The 16,161-nt window shown below is 71.9% G+C and carries 12 protein-coding genes; 9 read left to right on the top strand and 3 right to left on the bottom strand.

The window, feature by feature from the left end:
* Positions 1 to 36: 36 nt before the first annotated feature.
* Together JYJ93_RS40540 and JYJ93_RS06115 are read left to right on the top strand one after the other, a co-directional pair.
* Positions 37 to 1,821: a methyl-accepting chemotaxis protein gene (locus JYJ93_RS40540; protein ID WP_206787241.1), complete on the top strand. Its 1,785-nt coding sequence runs from the start codon at positions 37 to 39 to the stop codon at positions 1,819 to 1,821.
* A gap of 166 nt (positions 1,822 to 1,987) precedes the next feature.
* Positions 1,988 to 2,347: a VOC family protein gene (locus tag JYJ93_RS06115; RefSeq protein WP_120598699.1), complete on the top strand. Its 360-nt coding sequence runs from the start codon at positions 1,988 to 1,990 to the stop codon at positions 2,345 to 2,347.
* Positions 2,348 to 2,354: 7 nt separating this feature from the next.
* Here JYJ93_RS06115 and JYJ93_RS40535 read toward each other — a convergent pair whose 3' ends face one another.
* From JYJ93_RS40535 to crtI, 3 genes are all read right to left on the bottom strand, one after another.
* Positions 2,355 to 3,143, bottom strand: coding sequence for a hypothetical protein (locus JYJ93_RS40535; RefSeq protein ID WP_206787239.1), 789 nt, complete (start codon positions 3,141 to 3,143; stop codon positions 2,355 to 2,357).
* An 85-nt stretch (positions 3,144 to 3,228) separates the two neighbouring features.
* The gene (dgt, locus tag JYJ93_RS06105; RefSeq protein ID WP_206787237.1) at positions 3,229 to 4,677 is read right to left on the bottom strand and encodes a dGTP triphosphohydrolase; all 1,449 of its coding nucleotides are present in this window, start codon (positions 4,675 to 4,677) and stop codon (positions 3,229 to 3,231) included.
* Between the two features lie 74 nt (positions 4,678 to 4,751).
* Positions 4,752 to 6,332, bottom strand: coding sequence for a phytoene desaturase family protein (gene crtI / locus JYJ93_RS06100; protein WP_206800123.1), 1,581 nt, complete (start codon positions 6,330 to 6,332; stop codon positions 4,752 to 4,754).
* A 212-nt stretch (positions 6,333 to 6,544) separates the two neighbouring features.
* On the opposite strand from crtI, the gene JYJ93_RS06095 reads away from it, so the two are divergent.
* From JYJ93_RS06095 to JYJ93_RS06065, 7 genes are all read left to right on the top strand, one after another.
* Positions 6,545 to 7,030 (top strand): chemotaxis protein CheW, encoded by a 486-nt coding sequence (locus tag JYJ93_RS06095; protein ID WP_206787235.1) that lies wholly within the window; start codon positions 6,545 to 6,547, stop codon positions 7,028 to 7,030.
* Positions 7,027 to 8,826, top strand: a complete 1,800-nt coding sequence (locus JYJ93_RS06090) for a protein-glutamate O-methyltransferase CheR (protein WP_206787233.1) — start codon at positions 7,027 to 7,029, stop codon at positions 8,824 to 8,826. Before JYJ93_RS06095 ends, JYJ93_RS06090 begins: the two co-directional genes overlap by 4 nt.
* A 12-nt stretch (positions 8,827 to 8,838) precedes the next feature.
* On the top strand, positions 8,839 to 9,453 hold the full coding sequence (locus JYJ93_RS06085) for a chemotaxis protein CheW (RefSeq protein WP_206787231.1): 615 nt from the start codon (positions 8,839 to 8,841) through the stop codon (positions 9,451 to 9,453).
* Positions 9,450 to 11,093, top strand: coding sequence for a methyl-accepting chemotaxis protein (locus tag JYJ93_RS06080; protein WP_206787229.1), 1,644 nt, complete (start codon positions 9,450 to 9,452; stop codon positions 11,091 to 11,093). Before JYJ93_RS06085 ends, JYJ93_RS06080 begins: the two co-directional genes overlap by 4 nt.
* Positions 11,094 to 11,096: 3 nt before the next feature.
* On the top strand, positions 11,097 to 13,247 hold the full coding sequence (locus JYJ93_RS06075; protein WP_206787227.1) for a response regulator: 2,151 nt from the start codon (positions 11,097 to 11,099) through the stop codon (positions 13,245 to 13,247).
* Positions 13,244 to 14,311 carry a chemotaxis-specific protein-glutamate methyltransferase CheB gene (gene cheB, locus JYJ93_RS06070; RefSeq protein WP_206787225.1) on the top strand — a complete coding sequence of 356 codons (1,068 nt, stop codon included), beginning with the start codon at positions 13,244 to 13,246 and terminating at the stop codon, positions 14,309 to 14,311. Before JYJ93_RS06075 ends, cheB begins: the two co-directional genes overlap by 4 nt.
* A 115-nt stretch (positions 14,312 to 14,426) precedes the next feature.
* A complete protein-coding gene (locus JYJ93_RS06065) occupies positions 14,427 to 16,160 on the top strand; it encodes an ATP-binding protein (RefSeq protein WP_206787223.1) in 1,734 nt (577 codons plus the stop codon).
* Position 16,161: the final 1 nt, after the last annotated feature.

Here is a 16,161-nt window from a genome sequence, read left to right as displayed (position 1 = left end):
CGCAGGCTTGAGCCGTTCAACCGGATCCGTCACCCGATGACACAGCCATCCCCCCCTTCGACCCAGGCGCTGCTCTTCAAGCTGCTCTTGCTGCGCACGCTGGTCGTCACGGTGGCGGTGGCGCCGGCCATCTACGTCGACATGCAGTTGTTGGAGGTGGACGCGAGCAACGTGGGGTTCGTGCTCGGCGTCGTCACGCCCATCGTCATTGGCGGGCTGGCGCTGGTGGTGCCCATTGGCGCGGTGGGCGCGCTGCTCAGGCACGCGGTGGAGGCGAAGGCGAGTCCCGCGGAGCGGCTGGGGCGGCTGTTGCGGCTGCCGGGCGTGCTCACGTTCGTGGAGGCGCAGGCGGGCTGGTTCCTGGGCGGCATCTTCTTCAACGGCGCCATTGGCCTGGCGATGGACCGGCCGCCGCGCGTCATCCTGGTGGGCGTGGCGGTGGCGATGAGCGCGGGGCTCTTCAGCGCGCCCATCATGTACATGCTCTACGAGAAGGCGCTGGCGGCGGTGACGCTGGAGGCGTTCCGCCGCGCGCCGCACGAGCGCCCCGTTGGCGAAGGGCTGTTCCTGCCCCGGCAGAGCTGGTTCCTGCCGGCCATCGTCGTGTCCGCGCTCCTGATTACGTGCATCACGAGCATCGCCACGTTGCAGCTGCGGCTGGAGAAGAACCTGTCGTCGCTGGCGGACGACCTGGAGCTGTCGGGCGAGTACCGGGGCGCGGCGCGGGTGCGCGCGCGCATCCAGCCGTTGCAGCGCGATTTGACGTTGCCGGTGGCGTTCCTGGGCGGGTTCGCGGCGCTGGGGGCCATCTTCACGGCGGCGTGGGCGGCGCGCCGGCTGGCGCAGGGCGCGAGGGCGGTGGGGGCGTCACTGGACGCGCTGGTGGAGGGCCGCGCGGCGCCGCCGCAGTGGGTGTCCACGGATGAGCTGGGGGATTTGTCCGCGCGCACGTGGCTGCTCTACGAACAATTGCAGGAGCTGCCCCGGGCGCTGAGCTCGTCCGCGGGGCACCTGGCGAAGGCGGGCACGCGGCTGACGGAGGCGAGCGACCAGCAGAACCAGACGTTGTCTCGTCAGGCGTCCGCCATCCATCAGGCGCGCACGACGGCGCAGGAGATCCAGCAGATGTCGAAGCTGGCGGCGAGCCGCGCGGGGAGCGTCCTGCAGGTGGCGGAGCGCGCCGCGGCGATGGGCAAGCTGGGCGAGGAGTCACTGGCGGGCACGGAGCAGGGGCTCGACGACATCCGGGGCCTGACGCACGGCTTGAACCGGCAGGTGGTGGACCTGGGCACGCGGGCCCGCGAGGTGGGCCGGGTGTCGGAGGTGGTGAAGTCGCTGGCGGACCAATCGCACATGCTGGCCATCAACGCGGCCATCGAGGCGAGCCGCGCGGGCGAGCAGGGCCGGGGCTTCGCGGTGGTGGCGCGGCAGATGCGCGAGCTGGCGGACCAGTCCATCAAGGCGACGGGCCAGGTGCGCGGGCTGCTGGAGGGCATGGAGACCGCCACGGGCGAAGCGGTGGTGACGGCGGACAAGAGCTCCGCGGGCGTGGAGGCGGCGCTGGTGCCGCTGCGCAAGAGCGGCGAGCGGCTGCGGGAGCTGATCAAACTGACGCACGAGTCCGCGTCGGCGGTGCGGCAGATCGCCGAAGCGGTGGCGCAGCAGCACGCGGGCGTGGATCAGCTGTTCAGCGCGGTGAGTGAGATGGACGAGCTGATGGCCGCGACGCTGCGGCAGCTGGGCACGACGCAGGAAGCGGCGACGGCGGTGGCCCAGGCGACGGGGCAGGTGTCGGAGCTGGCGGAGCGGTACGTGTCGTAGTCTGGCCTTCCGTCTGTCATTGCGTTAGCCTCCATCCCGGTCGAAAAACGGCGGACCGGTTCGGTGAGCCCCGGTCACTTCCATGGTGGAAGCACTTGTCCGTCTCCTTCGGGATTCAGGACCCACGGCCCTTCGAAGGCATTCGTGTGCCTTCGCGAGGTCCACCATGAAGCTGAACCACCTTGATCTGCAGGTCCCCGACGTCCAGGCCACCGCCCGCTTCTTCACGCGCTACTGCGGCTTCACGTCGCACGCGAAGAACCATGACTCGCCCGCCATCGCCATGCTCGGCGGGACGGATGGCTTCGTGCTCATCCTCCAGCGCCGCAAGCGCGACTCCGACGTCTTCCCCGAGGACTTCCACGTCGGCTTCCTCCAGGACTCCGAAGCCCCCGTGCTCGCCTTCCATGAGCGCGTGAAGGCGGACGGCCTGGAGGTGTCCGACGTCATCCGCAACAACCGGGGCACCCTCGTCTACTGCCGCGCCCCGGGCGGCATCCTCGTGGAGGTGAGCTGCCGCCCCTGACAAAGGGTCAGCCGGTGCGCCGCGAAGGGGGCTCTTCCCGGGACGTGGACCTCCACTCCCGGGAGTGCCAGTCGAGTTGCTGGGGACGCGGCAGCTTCCATTCGAGCTGATGCACCCGGGGCAGCTCGACGGGCCTCGGCCGCGTGGCCGTCACCTTCCGGCTCACGATCCGGGTCAGGCGCATCAACTGGTCCCGGTCGAGCCGGACGCGGCCGTAGTGGGAGCGCTGGATGGCTTCCAGTTCGGCCGCGTCGATGCGGGAGCCATGATGGGCGATGTACTGCGCCAGCCGAGGCCCCAGCGCGTAGTGGAGCTTCCTCGCCGTGAGCAGGGACCGGACCACACAGAGGCCCTCGTAGGGGTTCTCCTCCAGGTTGATTTCGAGCACCTGCTCGCGCACCGCACGGAAGAAAGCGTCTCCGTACACCTGGCGCGCACGCCCTTTCCGGGTGTCCAGCTCCGCGGCGACGGCCTCCACGTTGAGGAAGGTCGTCCTCGGCAGGTGCGCGAAGTCCCCTCCGGGAACAAGCCTCTGCTGGAAGGCCCACGTGGACTCCAGGGTCCAGATGTCCACCGGGAGCTTCTGGACCTGGAGCCGCAACCCCCCGAACCGGTTGACCCGGACCAACTCCCGAGAGAACGCCTCCCGGAGCGCATCCCCCGTCGCCCCCGCCACCACCAGGTCGACGTCCCGGGGCGCCGCCGTCGCCGACACGGCCAGCAGGTCCCTCAACGTGCCGCCAAAGACGAAGACCTGCCAGTCATGCTCCCGGAAGACGTCCAGGAGCGTCCGCATCGCCCCATGCCAGGGATGCGGCACGCGGGTGACGAAGTCGCTCAGACGCCTGCGCAGGACCCCCACGGGATCGTGGATGACCGCGCTATCCGTGGGTGAGCCGCGCATGGAGGTCGCAAGCGAAGGTGTCTGTCATTCCACAGACGTAGTCAGTCACCAACTGATAGCGGTGGTACAGCGGAGGGAGGCTCGGGTTCTTGCAGGCGGATTCGAACGCGGTCCGGTAGTTCCTCGACAGCAGGTTGTAGACCTTGCCTTCAGGGCTCTTGTTGAACTTCTTCCAGGCTTTGCTTGTGGTGTCCACCGGGTCCGGACATCCCTGAGCCCCCTCCCAGAAGATGTCCATCAATCCGTGGATGACACGGCGGCCCAGGGTCTCCAGGCGGAGCGTCTCCGGGGCGTTGTAGACGTGTTCGCGCCCGAACTTCTTGCACACCTCGATGAGGCGGGCCGCCCCACTGGCATTGATGAGGTCGCCCTGTGTCAGCGCCTCTCCCTGCATGAGCCGGGCGTAGTGCCGCCGGAAGGCCGCGAGGACCTCCTTCTTGGCCTCGCCGATGACCAGGGTCCGGAAGTGCTGCGCGAGGGCTTCGTCCTGAGCCCGCCCTGCCAGCGGCGTGTCCGCTTTCTCGATGTACTCATGGACACTCTTGAGGATGCGCTGCGCCATGCCCGAATCGTCGTTCCCCTCCAGGAAGGCTTCGACCTCGTGCCAGCTCACGATGCCCTTCTTCACTCCATCCTCGAGGTCCACGGTCGCGTAGACCATGTCGTCACAGGCCTCGACGAGGTACGCGATGGGGTTGCGCGCAGCGCCCGTTCCGGTGAGCGACCGAACCCTGTCCACGAGGGGCTGCTCCGAGGCGAAATAACCGGGCTTCTTCCTGTCGGCGGGCCCCGTGTCGGACGTCTCATCCGAAGCGGCCGTGTATTTCATCGCGGCCGACAGCGTGCCCACCGTCAGGTTCAGCCCGTAGGAGTCCGCGAGCAGTTGAAGGCGCGACACGATGCGCAGCGTCTGGGCGTTTCCTTCGAACCGCAAGAAATCACTCCGGAGCTGGCCGTCACGTCCAGGAGCCGTCTTCGTCCCAGGGTAGAGCCCCTGGCCCGTCTCGCCGAAGCGCTTCTTGAACCAGCTGCTGATGGCCTCCTCGCCCGCATGACCGAATGGAGGGTTTCCCAGGTCGTGAATGAGGCCGCACGTCGCCGCGATGGCTTCAATGTCGAGGACCCGTTGGCTGGAATCGATGTGGCCCTCGCGCCACATCCAACGGGCCGCGCCACGCGCGAGCCCCCGGGCCAATGTCGACACCTCCAGCGAATGCGTCAGGCGCGTCCGGACCGCGTCGTTCGGATCCAGCGGAAACACCTGGGTCTTGTCCTTCAGGCGCCGGACCGGTGTGGAGAAGACCGTCCGGTCATAATCCCTATCGAACTCGGTCCGGCCATCGTCCTCCAGCGGCGCGGAGGCCCGTCCACCCATGGCCTCGCGGATCCGCGTGTCACACAGCAAGGTCTTCCAATCCAGCCCCATGATGTCCCCCCTGCTTCGACGATGTCGCCGAACCTAGCGGGGAGGTCTGACATGGGATGACCCGGCGCGCCCCTTCAGCCGCTCCGCGCCACGCGGAGCGGCTCGTCGCCGACATCTTCCATCGGCGGCACGTACGGCCAGCCCTTCAGCGGACCCTTGCCGGCTTCACGCGTGAGGTAGTCCGCCGCGATGTTCGCGCTCTCCATGATGGTCAACAGCCCGCTTCCCGGGTGCGTCCCGCCGCCCACGAAGTACAGCCCCTCCACCTGCGCGTTCTTCACGCGGGGCCGCAGCGGGCCCAGTTGCATCCAGGTGTGCGACAGGTTGAACACCGCGCCCCGGAACACATTGAAGTCGTCCCTCCACGTCTCCGCCGTGAAGTAGCGCTCCGCCTTCACGTGCTCGCGCAGGTTCTTGATGCCCACCTTCTCCAGCATCTTCGGGATGCGCTCGCGCAGCGCCGCCTCCGTCTTCGCCCAGTCCACCGGGCGCGCCGTGTTGGGCGTGGGCACCAGCACGTACAGCGTGGAGTGCCCCTTCGGTGCTCCCGTGCCGTCCGTCACCCCCGGGTTGCACACGTAGAAGGGCGGGTCGTCCACGTCCACCGTGCGGTCCTCCAGCGCGTCCTTGTCCGTGCGCCTCGCGCTCTCCGACAGGTAGATGAGGTGGTGCGGCAGGTCCGCGTACGTCGTGTCCACCCCGTAGTACGCCATGAACGTGCTGCACGAATACTTCGCCCGCTCCAGCGCCCCGTCCGACAGCCGCGTGCCCTCGCGCAGCTCCGGCGCCAAGAGCTTCTGCGCCGCGTACGCCAGGTCCGCGTTCACCACCACCGCGTCCGCGTCCAGTGCCTCGCCATTCGCGAGCTTCACGCCCACCGCGCGCCCGGCCTCCGTGCGCACCTGCTCCACCGCCGTGCCCATCCGGAACGTCACGCCCAGGTCCTGGGCGCACTTCATCATGCCTCGCGCCAGCTCCCGGAACCCGCCCTGCACGTGCCACACGCCGAAGCACAGCTCGATGAACGGAATCACGCTGAACACCGAGGAGCACGTCGTCGGGTGCAGCCCCAGGTACTTGGACGGATACGCCAGCGCGTACGTCATCCGGTCGTCGTGGAAGAACGAGTCCAGCTGCCGGTAGAGCGTCTGCCACGGCTTGAAGCGCAGCGTGGGCGCGAGCCGCCAGGGCGCGTAGTAGTCCAGGCTGCCCGCGTTCGTGCAGATGAACTTCTCGTACGCGAGCGCGTACTTGCGCCGCCCGTCCTCCATCCACTCCTGGAGCGCGCGCCCCTTCCCCGCGCCGAACTTCTCCAGGTCCTGGCCCATCCGCTCCAGGTCCTTGCGCGTGTCCAGGTGCGTGCCGTCCCAGAAGTGCACGCGAGTGTTCGGGTCCACCGGCACCAGCGTGACGTAGTCCTCCAGCCGCTTCCCCGAGCGCCAGAAGATCTGCTTCAGGATGCCCGGCAGTTGGAGGATGGACGGGCCGGTGTCCACCGCGTACTCGCCGCCCTCCCCCAGCGTGAGCCCCTTCATCCGGCCGCCGGGCACCGGGTCCTTCTCCACCACGGTGACCCGGAAGCCCTGCCCCGCGAGGTTGATGGCGGCCGTCAGGCCCCCCGGGCCCGCGCCCACGACGATGACGTGCTGAACCATGTGCCTCACGATGCCCGGCCCCATGCCGCCTGGCGACTGTCCCTTGAGGACGGCCCGCACGAAAAAGCGTTTCCTTCCGGGACTCCGGGCGGCCCGCCGGGCGTTGGCTCCAGGCCGACCCGCTCCTTCTCCTTCGGAGCGTTCTCTGGAAGACGGGCCAACATCCTGAATCCCCAGGGTGCCCGGCCTCCTGTAGCCTGCGACGCGCATCCATGAATCCCCCCTCGGAGGCCCGCCCACAGGAAGTCCTGCTGTTCACCCTGGAGCGGCAGCGCTACGGCCTGCCCGTGGAGGACGTGCGCGAGCTGGTGCGCGCCGCGCGCCTCACGCCCCTGCCCCGGGCCCCAGACGTGGTGGAGGGCCTGCTCAACCTGCGCGGGGAGCTCTTGCCCGTGCTGGACCTGCGCCGCCGCTTCCGCCACCCCGCTCGCGCCCTGTCCCCCATGGACCACTTCATCGTCGCCTCCGCCGGTGGCCGGGTGGTGGCGATGCGCGTGGACCGGGCGGAAGGACTCCACGCCGTCACCCCCGGGGAGTGGGACCCGTCCCCCCGGGAGCTGCCGGGCGTGGGGTTCGTGGCCGGGGCCGCGAAGCTCACGGACGGACTGGTGCTCGTGCACGACCTGCGCTCCTTCCTCTCCGAGGCGGAGGCCCTGCAACTCGACAGCGCGCTCGGAGCCCGTCCGGAGCCTGCTTGATTGGCGGCGTCCTCCCCCCGGGCTTCAAGGAGGTGCTCGCCCTGGTGGAGGAGCGCGCGGGGCTCGCCGCGCCCAGCTGCCTGGCCGCCGCGCTGGAAGGGATCCAGCGCGCCATGGCCCGCGCCAACCAGGAGGACGTGGAGGCCTACCTGCGCGAGCTGTCGTTCAACAGCGCGCTCATGGACGACCTGCTCACCGAGCTCACCATCGGGGAGACGTACTTCTTCCGCACCCACGAGCACTTCGACCACCTGCGCCGCGAGGTGCTGCCGGAGCTGCGCGAGCGCCAGGGGCCGGACCACCTGCTGCGCGCGTGGAGCGCGGCGTGCTCCTCCGGGGAAGAGCCCTACTCCATCGCCGCGCTGCTGATGACCGAGGGGTGGGAAGAGCGCATGACGGTGCGCGCGACGGACGTGTCGCGCACGGCGCTCCAGCGCGCCCAGCAGGCCCGCTACACGGACTGGTCCCTGCGCGGCCCCTCCGCGGACCGCATGCGCCCCCACCTCAAGCAGGAGGGCCGCTTCTACCTGCTGTCGCAGGAGGTGAAGCGCCACGTGCAGCTGGGCTACCTCAACCTGGCGCTGGAGACGTGGCCCTCCGCGGAGAGCGGCCTCTGGCAGATGGACGTCATCTTCTGCCGCAACGTCCTCATCTACTTCAACCGCGCCACCATCGAGGGCGTGGCGCGCAGGCTCCATGCGTCGCTGAATGACGGCGGGTACCTGTTCACGGGGCCGTCGGATCCGCCGCTCGGGGACTACGCGCCGTTCGAGCCCGTCCTCACGGAGTGGGGCGTGCTGTACCGCAAGCCCCTGGCCGGCGCGAACGCCGGGCACTTCGTCCCGCTCCAGCCCCTGGCGCCGCTGCGCGCGGATGGCACGCCCTTCCCCGTGGCCACGCCGGGGGCGGCCTCCGGCGGACGTCCCGGCTCCGGTTCGTTCCCCGCGCCGCCAGGGGCCCGGCCGCCTCCGGCGGGAGGTGCCGGAGGCGCCGCGCCGGGGACGCTCGCCGCCGGGATGCCCGCGACGGCCGGAGCGGCTGGCGCGACCGGGGGTGTCTCCCCGCCGTGGACGTCCGGGCTCGCGGGAGCGGGGACCGGCGCGCCGGCTCCGGGGACCGGCCCCCACGGCGCTCCGGAGCTCGGACGTTTCGGCGGTGCGCCCGCTCCGGGCCTCGGGACTCCGGGCGGCGGTGCGCCCCTGCCGGGGGGAGCCCGCTCCGGCGCCGCTCCCGCTTCGGGGACACCGGCGGGCCGCACCGGGGATGCGTCCACTTCGGGCACGCGGACCCGCTTCACGCTCAGCGTGGAGGCCCTGGAGGCCGTGCGGGTGGCGCTGGCCCGGGGCGACTGGCGCGAGGCGGCCCGGCGGGCGGGGGCCCAATCCGCCGACCCGGAGGGCGCCCTGGCCGCGGTTCGTGCACTGGCCAACCTGGACCCGCGCGCGGCGCTGTTCGCCTGCGAGGAGGCTTCGGTTCGTCACCCACTGGTCGCCGGTCTGCGGTATCTGGAGGCCTTGCTGCTCCTGGGGCAGTCGCGGCTGGCCGACGCGGAGAAGTCCGCCCGGCAGGCGCTCTACCTGGAGCCGGGGCTCGCGGTGGGCCACCTGCTCCTGGGCCACGTGCTGCGCCGGCAGGACCAGTCCGCCGCCGCCGCCCGGGCCTACCGCGAGGCGGAAGGGCTGTGCCGGAAGCTGTCGCCAGAGGCGCTGGTGCCGCTGGCGGAAGGTGAGCGGGCCGGGGCGCTGGCGGACGTGGCCCGCGCGGAGTGGCGGCGCCTGGAGCAGACCGAAGTCTAAAGAGGCGAGCGGATGGCGAAGCGCGAGGGAAACATCGACTGGGACAAGGCCCGGGCCCGGCTGGAAGCGCTGGAGCGCGCCACCGAGGCACGCGACACCTTCACCGACGACGCGGCCCGCGAAGCGCTCGACGCGCGCGCCCTCTTGCTGGCCCGCCCGCCGGAAGTCCCCGTGCTGCCCGGCAGCCAGCGGGAGATGGTCCGCTTCAAGGCCGCGGGCCAGACGTATGCCCTGGAGTCGCGCTTCATCCTGGAGGTTATGCGCGCGCCGGAGCTCACCCTGCTGCCGGGCGCGCCGCCGCTCTTGCGCGGCCTGACGCTGCTGCGCGGCGAGGTGCTGCCGGTGGTGGAGCTGGCGCCGCTGTTCGGCCGGCCCGCGGCGCAGGGCACCGGCCCCGTGCTGGTGGTGGGAGTGGCCCGCGCGGAGCTGGGCCTGCGCACGGATGAGGTGATGGAGGTGATGGTGCTGACGGGCACGGACCTGTTGCCCGCGCCCCCCTCCCTGGAAGAGGAAGCGGGCGCGCTGGTGTCCGGCGTCAGCCCCGACGGCACGCTCGTCCTGGAGGGAGAGGCCCTCCTCGCCGACGAGCGTCTCGTGTTCGAGCTTTCCGAAGAAGGAGTCGCATGAGCATCGGGAATCGCATCGCGCTGGGCTTCGGGCTGTCCCTGCTGGTGCTGCTGATCATCGCAGGCGTGGCCTTCCAGGGCGCCCAGCAGCTCACCACCACCACCGAGGGCCTGCTGGAGGCCCACAACAACTACAAGCTCCTGCGCGAGGTGCGCGCGCTCGTCGTGGACGCGGAGACCGGCCAGCGCGGCTTCATCCTCACCGGTGAAGAGAGCTACCTGCGCCCGTACCAGAACGCCATGGCCGAGCTGCGAACGGACCTGGACGCCCTGCGCCCGGCGATGGCCCGCTACCCGGATCAGCGCACCCGCTTCGCGAAGCTGGAGCCCCTGGTCCTGAACAAGCTGGACGAGCTGGCGGACACCATCCGCGTCCGCCGTGAGCAGGGCTTCGAGGCGGCCCAGGCCATCGTGAAGACCAACCGCGGCCAGAAGGAGATGGAGAGCATCCGGGAGGTCATCTTCGAGATGCGCGACACGGAGGAGGAGCGCTGGAAGCAGTACTCCGACGCCGCCTCCCAGGCCGCGCAGCGCAGCGTCTGGGTGCTGGCGCTGGGCACCCTGCTGGGCCTGGCCATCGTGGGCGTGGGCAGCTTCGTCATCACCCGCGGCATCACCGACCCCCTGCGCAAGCTCACCTTCGGCGCGGAGCAGTTGGGCAAGGGCGACCTCACCCACCGCATCGACGTGCGCGGCAAGGACGAGATGGCCGACCTGGCCGGCGCCTTCAATGGCATGGCGGAGCGCCGCCAGCAGGCGGAGATCCAGCTGGCCAAGCAGGCCGAGCAGCGCGAGCACACGCTCAAGACCGTGGCGGAGTTCGTCAACCAGTTGGCCGGCGCGTCCTCCGAAATCCTCGCCAGCACCACCGAGCAGGTGGCCGGCGCCCAGGAGCAGGGCACCGCCGTCACGGAGACGGTGAGCACCATCGAGGAGATCACCAAGACGTCGGAGGAGGCCGCCGGCCGCGCCCGCGCGGTGAGCGAGTCCGCCCGTCACTCGGAGGAGGTGGGCCGCTCCGGCCGCCGCGCCGTGGAGGAGGCCGTGTCCTCCATGGGCGCCGTGCGCGACCAGGTGGAGTCCATCGCGTCGCGCATCCTCGCCCTGGCCGAGCAGGCCCAGGCCATTGGCGACATCATCACCACCGTCAACGACATCTCCGAGCAGACGCACATGCTCGCGCTCAACGCGTCCATTGAAGCCAGCCGCGCGGGCGAGCACGGCCGCGGCTTCGCCGTCGTGGCCTCCGAGGTGAAGGCCCTGGCGGACCAGTCCAAGAAGGCCACCGCGCAGGTGCGCCAGATCCTGGGTCAAATCCAGAAGGCCACCCACGGCGCGGTGATGACCACGGAGGAGGGCACCAAGAGCGTGTCCGCCGCCACGCGCGTCGTCACCGAAGCGGGCACCACCATCCAGCAGTTGGCGGACCTGCTCACGCAGGCGTCGCTCACGGCCGCTCAAATCGCCGCGTCCGCCAACCAGCAGGCCACCGGCATCGGGCAGATCCGCCAGGCGATGCACGACGTGAACCAGGCCACGCAGCAGGGGCTCATCTCGTCGCGGCAGACGGAGCGCGCGATGCAGGACATCAACGCCATGGGCCAGAAGCTCAAGGGGCTGCTCGGGGAGTTCGGGCGCTAACCCATGGATCGCGACAGGCTGGCGCAGGCACTGCTGGACTCGTTCCTGGAGGAGCTGGAGGGGCACGTGGTGTCCCTCAACCGGGACCTGCTCGCGCTGGAGCAGGCCCCGGCGCGCGCGAAGGAGCTCATCCCGGGCATCCTGCGCACGCTGCACAGCGTGAAGGGCGCGTCGCGCGCGGCCAGCGCCAGCATGGTGGAGAACGCCTGCCACCGCATGGAGGAGGTGCTGGAGCCGCTCATCCACGGGCGCGCCCCCTCGCCGGACCTCTTCGAGCTGTGCTTCGCCACGGTGGACGCGCTGGACGACGCGGGCCGCCGCCTGGCCTCGCGCCAGGAGCTGGCCGGCTCGCCGCTGGAGACGCTGCTGCCCCAGTTGGAGCAGGCCGCGCACGGCACGCCTGGCCAGACTCCGCCGAAGCCGGCGCCCGCCGCCCCCGCCGCCGACGCGAAGCCCCCGGCCCCCGCGGAGGCCGAGCCGGAGCCCGCCCTCCCCGCGCAGGCCAGCGGGGAGACGCTGCCGGTGCGCGTGTCCGGGCAGAAGCTGGACGCGCTGCTGGGCCGCAGCGGTGAGTTGCGCGTGGCGATGCTGCGCCTGGAGGGCCACGCCGAGTCGCTGGAGGCGCTGCGCGACGACGTGACGGGGCTGCGCGAGCGGGTGCGCGGCACGCAGTCCGAGACGACGCTGCGCCGCGTGGAGCTGGAGCTGGGGCGGGTGGCGCGCGTGCTGGCGCAGGACCGCCGCGCGCTGTTCCAGTCCTCCACCGGCCTGGATGATGAGGTGCGCCGCGCGCGCATGCTCCCCTTCGAGGAGGGCTGCACCGGCCTGGAGCGCGCCGCGCGCGACGTGGCGCACGGCCTGGGCCGGCGCGTGCGCATGGAGGTGCACGGCGGCGGGCTGGACCTGGACCGCTCGCTCTTGCAGTCCCTGCGTGAACCGCTGCTGCACCTGGTGCGCAACGCGGTGGCGCACGGCCTGGAGGCGCCGGAGGAGCGCGTGCGCCACGGCAAGCCGGAGGAGGGCCGCGTGGTGCTGTCCGCGCGGCTGCGCGGCAGCCGGGTGGAGGTGGCGGTGGAGGACGACGGGCGCGGCCTGGACCTGGAGGCCCTGCGCGAGCGCGCGCGGACCCGGGGCATGGAGGCGCCCGAGGACGACGAGGACGCGGCGCGGCTGGTGTTCCTGCCGGGCCTGTCCACCGCGGCGAAGGTGACGGCGGTGTCCGGCCGGGGCGTGGGCCTGGACGTGGTGCGCGCCCAGGTGGAGGCCCTGCGCGGCAGCGTGGAGGTGGCCTTCAAGGCGGGCCAGGGCACCCGCTTCACGCTGGACGTGCCCCTCACCCTGAGCACCCTGCGCGTGCTGCTGGTGTCCGTGGGCGGGCAGGTGCTGGCGCTCGCCAGCGAGGGCGTGGACCGGCTCTTGCGCCTGGCCCCCTCCGACGTGCGCGAGGTGGAGGGCCGCATGTCCTGGGTGACGCCGGAGGCGCTGGTGCCGCTGGCGTCGCTCGCGGGCGTGCTGGACCTGCCCCCGGGGCCGCCGAAGACGCGGCCCCCCGCGGTGGTGCTGTCCGCGGGCACCGCGCAGGCGGCGCTGGTGGTGGACGAGGTCATCGCGGAGCAGGAGGTGCTGGTGCGCTCGCTGGGCAGCCGCGTGAAGCGCGCCCGGCACGTGGCCGCCGCGGCGGTGCTGCCGGATGGGCGCATGGCGCTCTTGCTCAACCCCGCGTCGCTGGTGCGGGCCGCGGGGGGACGCCCCTCCGCGCAGTTCTTCCCCACGCCCAAGGAGCAGGTGGCGCGGCGGCGCGTGGTGCTGGCGGACGACTCGCCCACGACGCGCATGCTGGAGCAGAGCATCCTGGAGGGCGCCGGCTACGACGTCACCGCGTGCGCGGACGGCGCGGAGGCGTGGGAGCGGCTCCAGGCGGGCGGCGCGGACGCGCTGGTGATGGACGTGGAGATGCCGCGCATGGACGGCTTCCAGGTGACGGAGGCCGTGCGCACCTCTCCACGCTTTGGACGGCTGCCGGTGGTGCTCGTCACGTCGCGTGAGAAGCCCGAGGACAAGGCGCGCGGCCTGCAAGCCGGCGCGAGCGCGTACATCGTGAAGAGCGCGTTTGACCCCACGAGTCTGCTGGAGACCCTGAGGCGACTGCTATGAAGACCGAACCGTTGCGCATCCTGGTGGCCGAGGACTCGCCCACCGCCCGGCGGCTGCTGGTGGAAATCCTGCGCACCGACCCGGCGCTCACCGTGGTGGGCGAGGCCCGGGACGGCCTGGAGGCGGTGGAGCTGTGCCAGCGGCTGCAGCCCGCGCTGGTGACCATGGACATCCAGATGCCGCGCATGGACGGCCTGGACGCCACCCGCCGCATCATGACGGAGGTCCCCACGCCGGTGGTGGTGGTGTCCACGCTGGTGGAGCGCGACATCCAGACGTCCATGGCCGCGCTGAGGGCCGGGGCGCTGGCGGTGCTCCAGAAGCCGGTGGGCCCGGAGTCGCCGGACTTCGAGGCGGACAGCCGCCGCCTGCGCGACACGCTCAAGGCCATGGCCCAGGTGAAGGTGGTCCGCCGCTGGCCGGACCGCGCCCTCACGCCTTCGTCTCCACCGGAGTCCACGCCCACGCCCGGCGCCCGCCCGCCCGCCGTGCTGGCGATGGCCGCGTCCACCGGGGGCCCCGCCGCGCTCTACCGCATCCTGTCCGACCTGGGCGGCAGGGATGCCCCCCCGCCCCCCATCCTGCTGGTGCAGCACATCGCGCTGGGCTTCGGCTCCGGCCTGGCCACCTGGCTGGGCACGGCCACGAAGCTGTGCGTGAAGGTGGCCGAGGACGGCGAGCCCCTCGTGCCCGGCACCGTGTACCTGGCCCCGGACGACAAGCACCTGGGTGTCACCACGGATCACCGCGCGCAGGTGTCCGGCGCCGCCCCCATCCAGGGCTTCCGGCCGTCCGCCAACTGGCTCTTCCGCAGCGTGGCCCGTGCGTATGGGCAGACGTCACTGGCGGTCGTGCTCACGGGGATGGGGCAGGACGGCCTGGACGGCATCCGGGACCTGCACCAGGCAGGCGGGCGGGTCATCGCCCAGGACGAGGCGACGTCCGTCGTCTACGGCATGCCCGCCGTGGTGGTGGGCGCCAACCTGGCGCACGAGGTCCTGCCGCTCGGGCAGATCGCGCGGCGGCTGCTGGCCCTGCTCCAGCCCACGGGCCGGCTTGGCTGAAGTGTTGGTTGAGTGAAATTGATTCATCGGATTGCGTGGCCGGAATGGCGGCCCTGGCACGGAGTGTCAATATCGGGTCCAATTGGGGCATCCCACCCCCGCCCCCCTCTTCCCGATGAGCGCTCCCACGACCGGTCTGGCCTACGAAGCGGTGTTCGCCGCCATCCCCGACCCCGCCTACCTGCTGGATGGCACGGGGCGGTTGGTGTCGTGTAGCGCGGCGGGGGCCCGGGCGCTCGGCCGTGAGGCGGGCGCGCTGTCGGGCCGGCACTGGAGCGAGCTGGGGCTGCCGCAAGAATCCCTGGCCGCGCTGGAGTCCGCGCGCGTCCGCGTGGTGACGCTGCGGGAGTCCACCACCGTGGAGGCGCCGTGGCCGGGCGCGCAGGGCATCCGCCGGCACGCGCTGGTGCTCACGCCGCTGGGTTCGGACGCGGAGGCGTCTCCGGCGGTGCTGGTGACGGCGCGGGCGCTCACGGAAGCCGAAGCCGTCTATTCACGCGCCCTGGAGCTGGAGCAGGCCGCGCGCGCGGAGGTGGAGACCGCCGAGCGCCGCCGCTCCTTCCTCTACCAGGCGATGACGACGCTGTTCACGCACCCGCCGGATCCGCAGGGCATGTACACGCTGCTCGCGCACCTGGCGGTGCCGGACCTGGCGGACTGGTGCCTGGTGGACGCGCTGGAGCAGGGCCCGTGGGTGGGCCGCGCGGCGGTGGCGTGCCTGGATCCGACGCAGCAGGAGCGCGCCCGGGGCCTGCCCATGCGTACGGAGGTCCGCGAGGACGCGCCCGTGGGCCTCTTGCGCGTGCTGCGCACGGGCGAGCCGGAGCTGGTGCCCGCGGTGACGGAGTCGCTCCTGCGCGCGGCGGCGGCGGAGCCCGCGCACCCGGCGATGCTGGAGGCGTTGCAGGCGCGCTCGTACATGATCATCCCGCTGCGCGCGCGCGGCCACACGCTGGGCGCGGTGACGTTCGTGAGCTCCGGCTCCGGGCGCCGCTACGGCCCGGACGACCTGGCGCTGGCGGAGGACCTGTGCCTGCGCGCGAGCCTGGCCATCGACAACGCGCGGCTGGTGGGTGAGTCCCGCCGGGCGGCGCGCGCGCGCGAGGACCTGCTCGCGGTGGTGTCGCACGACCTGAAGAACCCGCTGGGCGTGGTGCAGTTGGGCGCGGCGCTGCTGCTGCGCGGCACGGCGGGCAAGCCGGGCGGCGAGGCGGTGGCGAAGCAGGCCACGCGCATCAACGACGCGGCGGAGCGCATGTCGCGGCTCATCTCCGACCTGCTGGACTGGGGCCGCCTGGAGGCGGGGCACCTGCCGCTGGAGTTGGGCGAGCACACCGCCGTGGCGCTGGCCACGGAGGCGCTGGAGGCCATCCGTCCGCTGGCGGAGGCCAAGGGGCTGCACCTGGAGGCGGACCTGCCCACGGAGGGCCTGCGCGTGAAGTGCGACCGCAGCCGCGTGCTCCAGGTGATGGGCAACCTCTTGGGCAACGCCGTGAAGTTCACCCCGCCGGGCGGCACGCTGGCGGTGAAGGCGGTGATGCGCGGCGGCGAGGTGTCCTTCGACGTGCGCGACACGGGCAACGGCATCGCGCCGGACGCGCTGCCGCACATCTTCGACCGCTACTGGCAGGCGCGCGACGCGGCGGCCCGCGGCACCGGATTGGGGCTGGCCATCGCCAAGGGTCTGGTGGAGGCGCACGGCGGCTCCATCCGCGCGGAGAGCATCCTGGGCACCGGCAGCGTCTTCACCTTCACGCTGCCCGTGGCGCACATCGGCATGCCCGTCGCCGCTCCGCAGGCAGCCGCCGCCGGTGGCATGTCGCGTCCGCGCGACACCTACGAGCACTGAC

Source organism: Corallococcus sp. NCSPR001, assembly GCF_017309135.1.
In the GTDB taxonomy this organism is placed as follows: domain Bacteria; phylum Myxococcota; class Myxococcia; order Myxococcales; family Myxococcaceae; genus Corallococcus.
Note: the sequence above shows the minus strand (reverse complement) of the source record. Positions and strands in the feature narration are given on the sequence as shown.

Excerpts from the sequence above, each read along its gene's own strand:
- JYJ93_RS06085 (WP_206787231.1), top strand. The coding sequence starts at position 8,839 with ATGGCGAAGCGCGAGGGAAACATCGACTGGGACAAGGCCCGGGCCCGG.
- JYJ93_RS06095 (WP_206787235.1), top strand. The coding sequence starts at position 6,545 with ATGAATCCCCCCTCGGAGGCCCGCCCACAGGAAGTCCTGCTGTTCACC.
- JYJ93_RS40535 (WP_206787239.1), bottom strand. The coding sequence starts at position 3,143 with ATGCGGACGCTCCTGGACGTCTTCCGGGAGCATGACTGGCAGGTCTTC.
- JYJ93_RS06065 (WP_206787223.1), top strand. The coding sequence starts at position 14,427 with ATGAGCGCTCCCACGACCGGTCTGGCCTACGAAGCGGTGTTCGCCGCC.
- JYJ93_RS06115 (WP_120598699.1), top strand. The coding sequence starts at position 1,988 with ATGAAGCTGAACCACCTTGATCTGCAGGTCCCCGACGTCCAGGCCACC.
- JYJ93_RS40540 (WP_206787241.1), top strand. The coding sequence starts at position 37 with ATGACACAGCCATCCCCCCCTTCGACCCAGGCGCTGCTCTTCAAGCTG.
- JYJ93_RS06075 (WP_206787227.1), top strand. The coding sequence starts at position 11,097 with ATGGATCGCGACAGGCTGGCGCAGGCACTGCTGGACTCGTTCCTGGAG.
- dgt (WP_206787237.1), bottom strand. The coding sequence starts at position 4,677 with ATGGGGCTGGATTGGAAGACCTTGCTGTGTGACACGCGGATCCGCGAG.
- JYJ93_RS06080 (WP_206787229.1), top strand. The coding sequence starts at position 9,450 with ATGAGCATCGGGAATCGCATCGCGCTGGGCTTCGGGCTGTCCCTGCTG.
- crtI (WP_206800123.1), bottom strand. The coding sequence starts at position 6,332 with ATGGTTCAGCACGTCATCGTCGTGGGCGCGGGCCCGGGGGGCCTGACG.
- cheB (WP_206787225.1), top strand. The coding sequence starts at position 13,244 with ATGAAGACCGAACCGTTGCGCATCCTGGTGGCCGAGGACTCGCCCACC.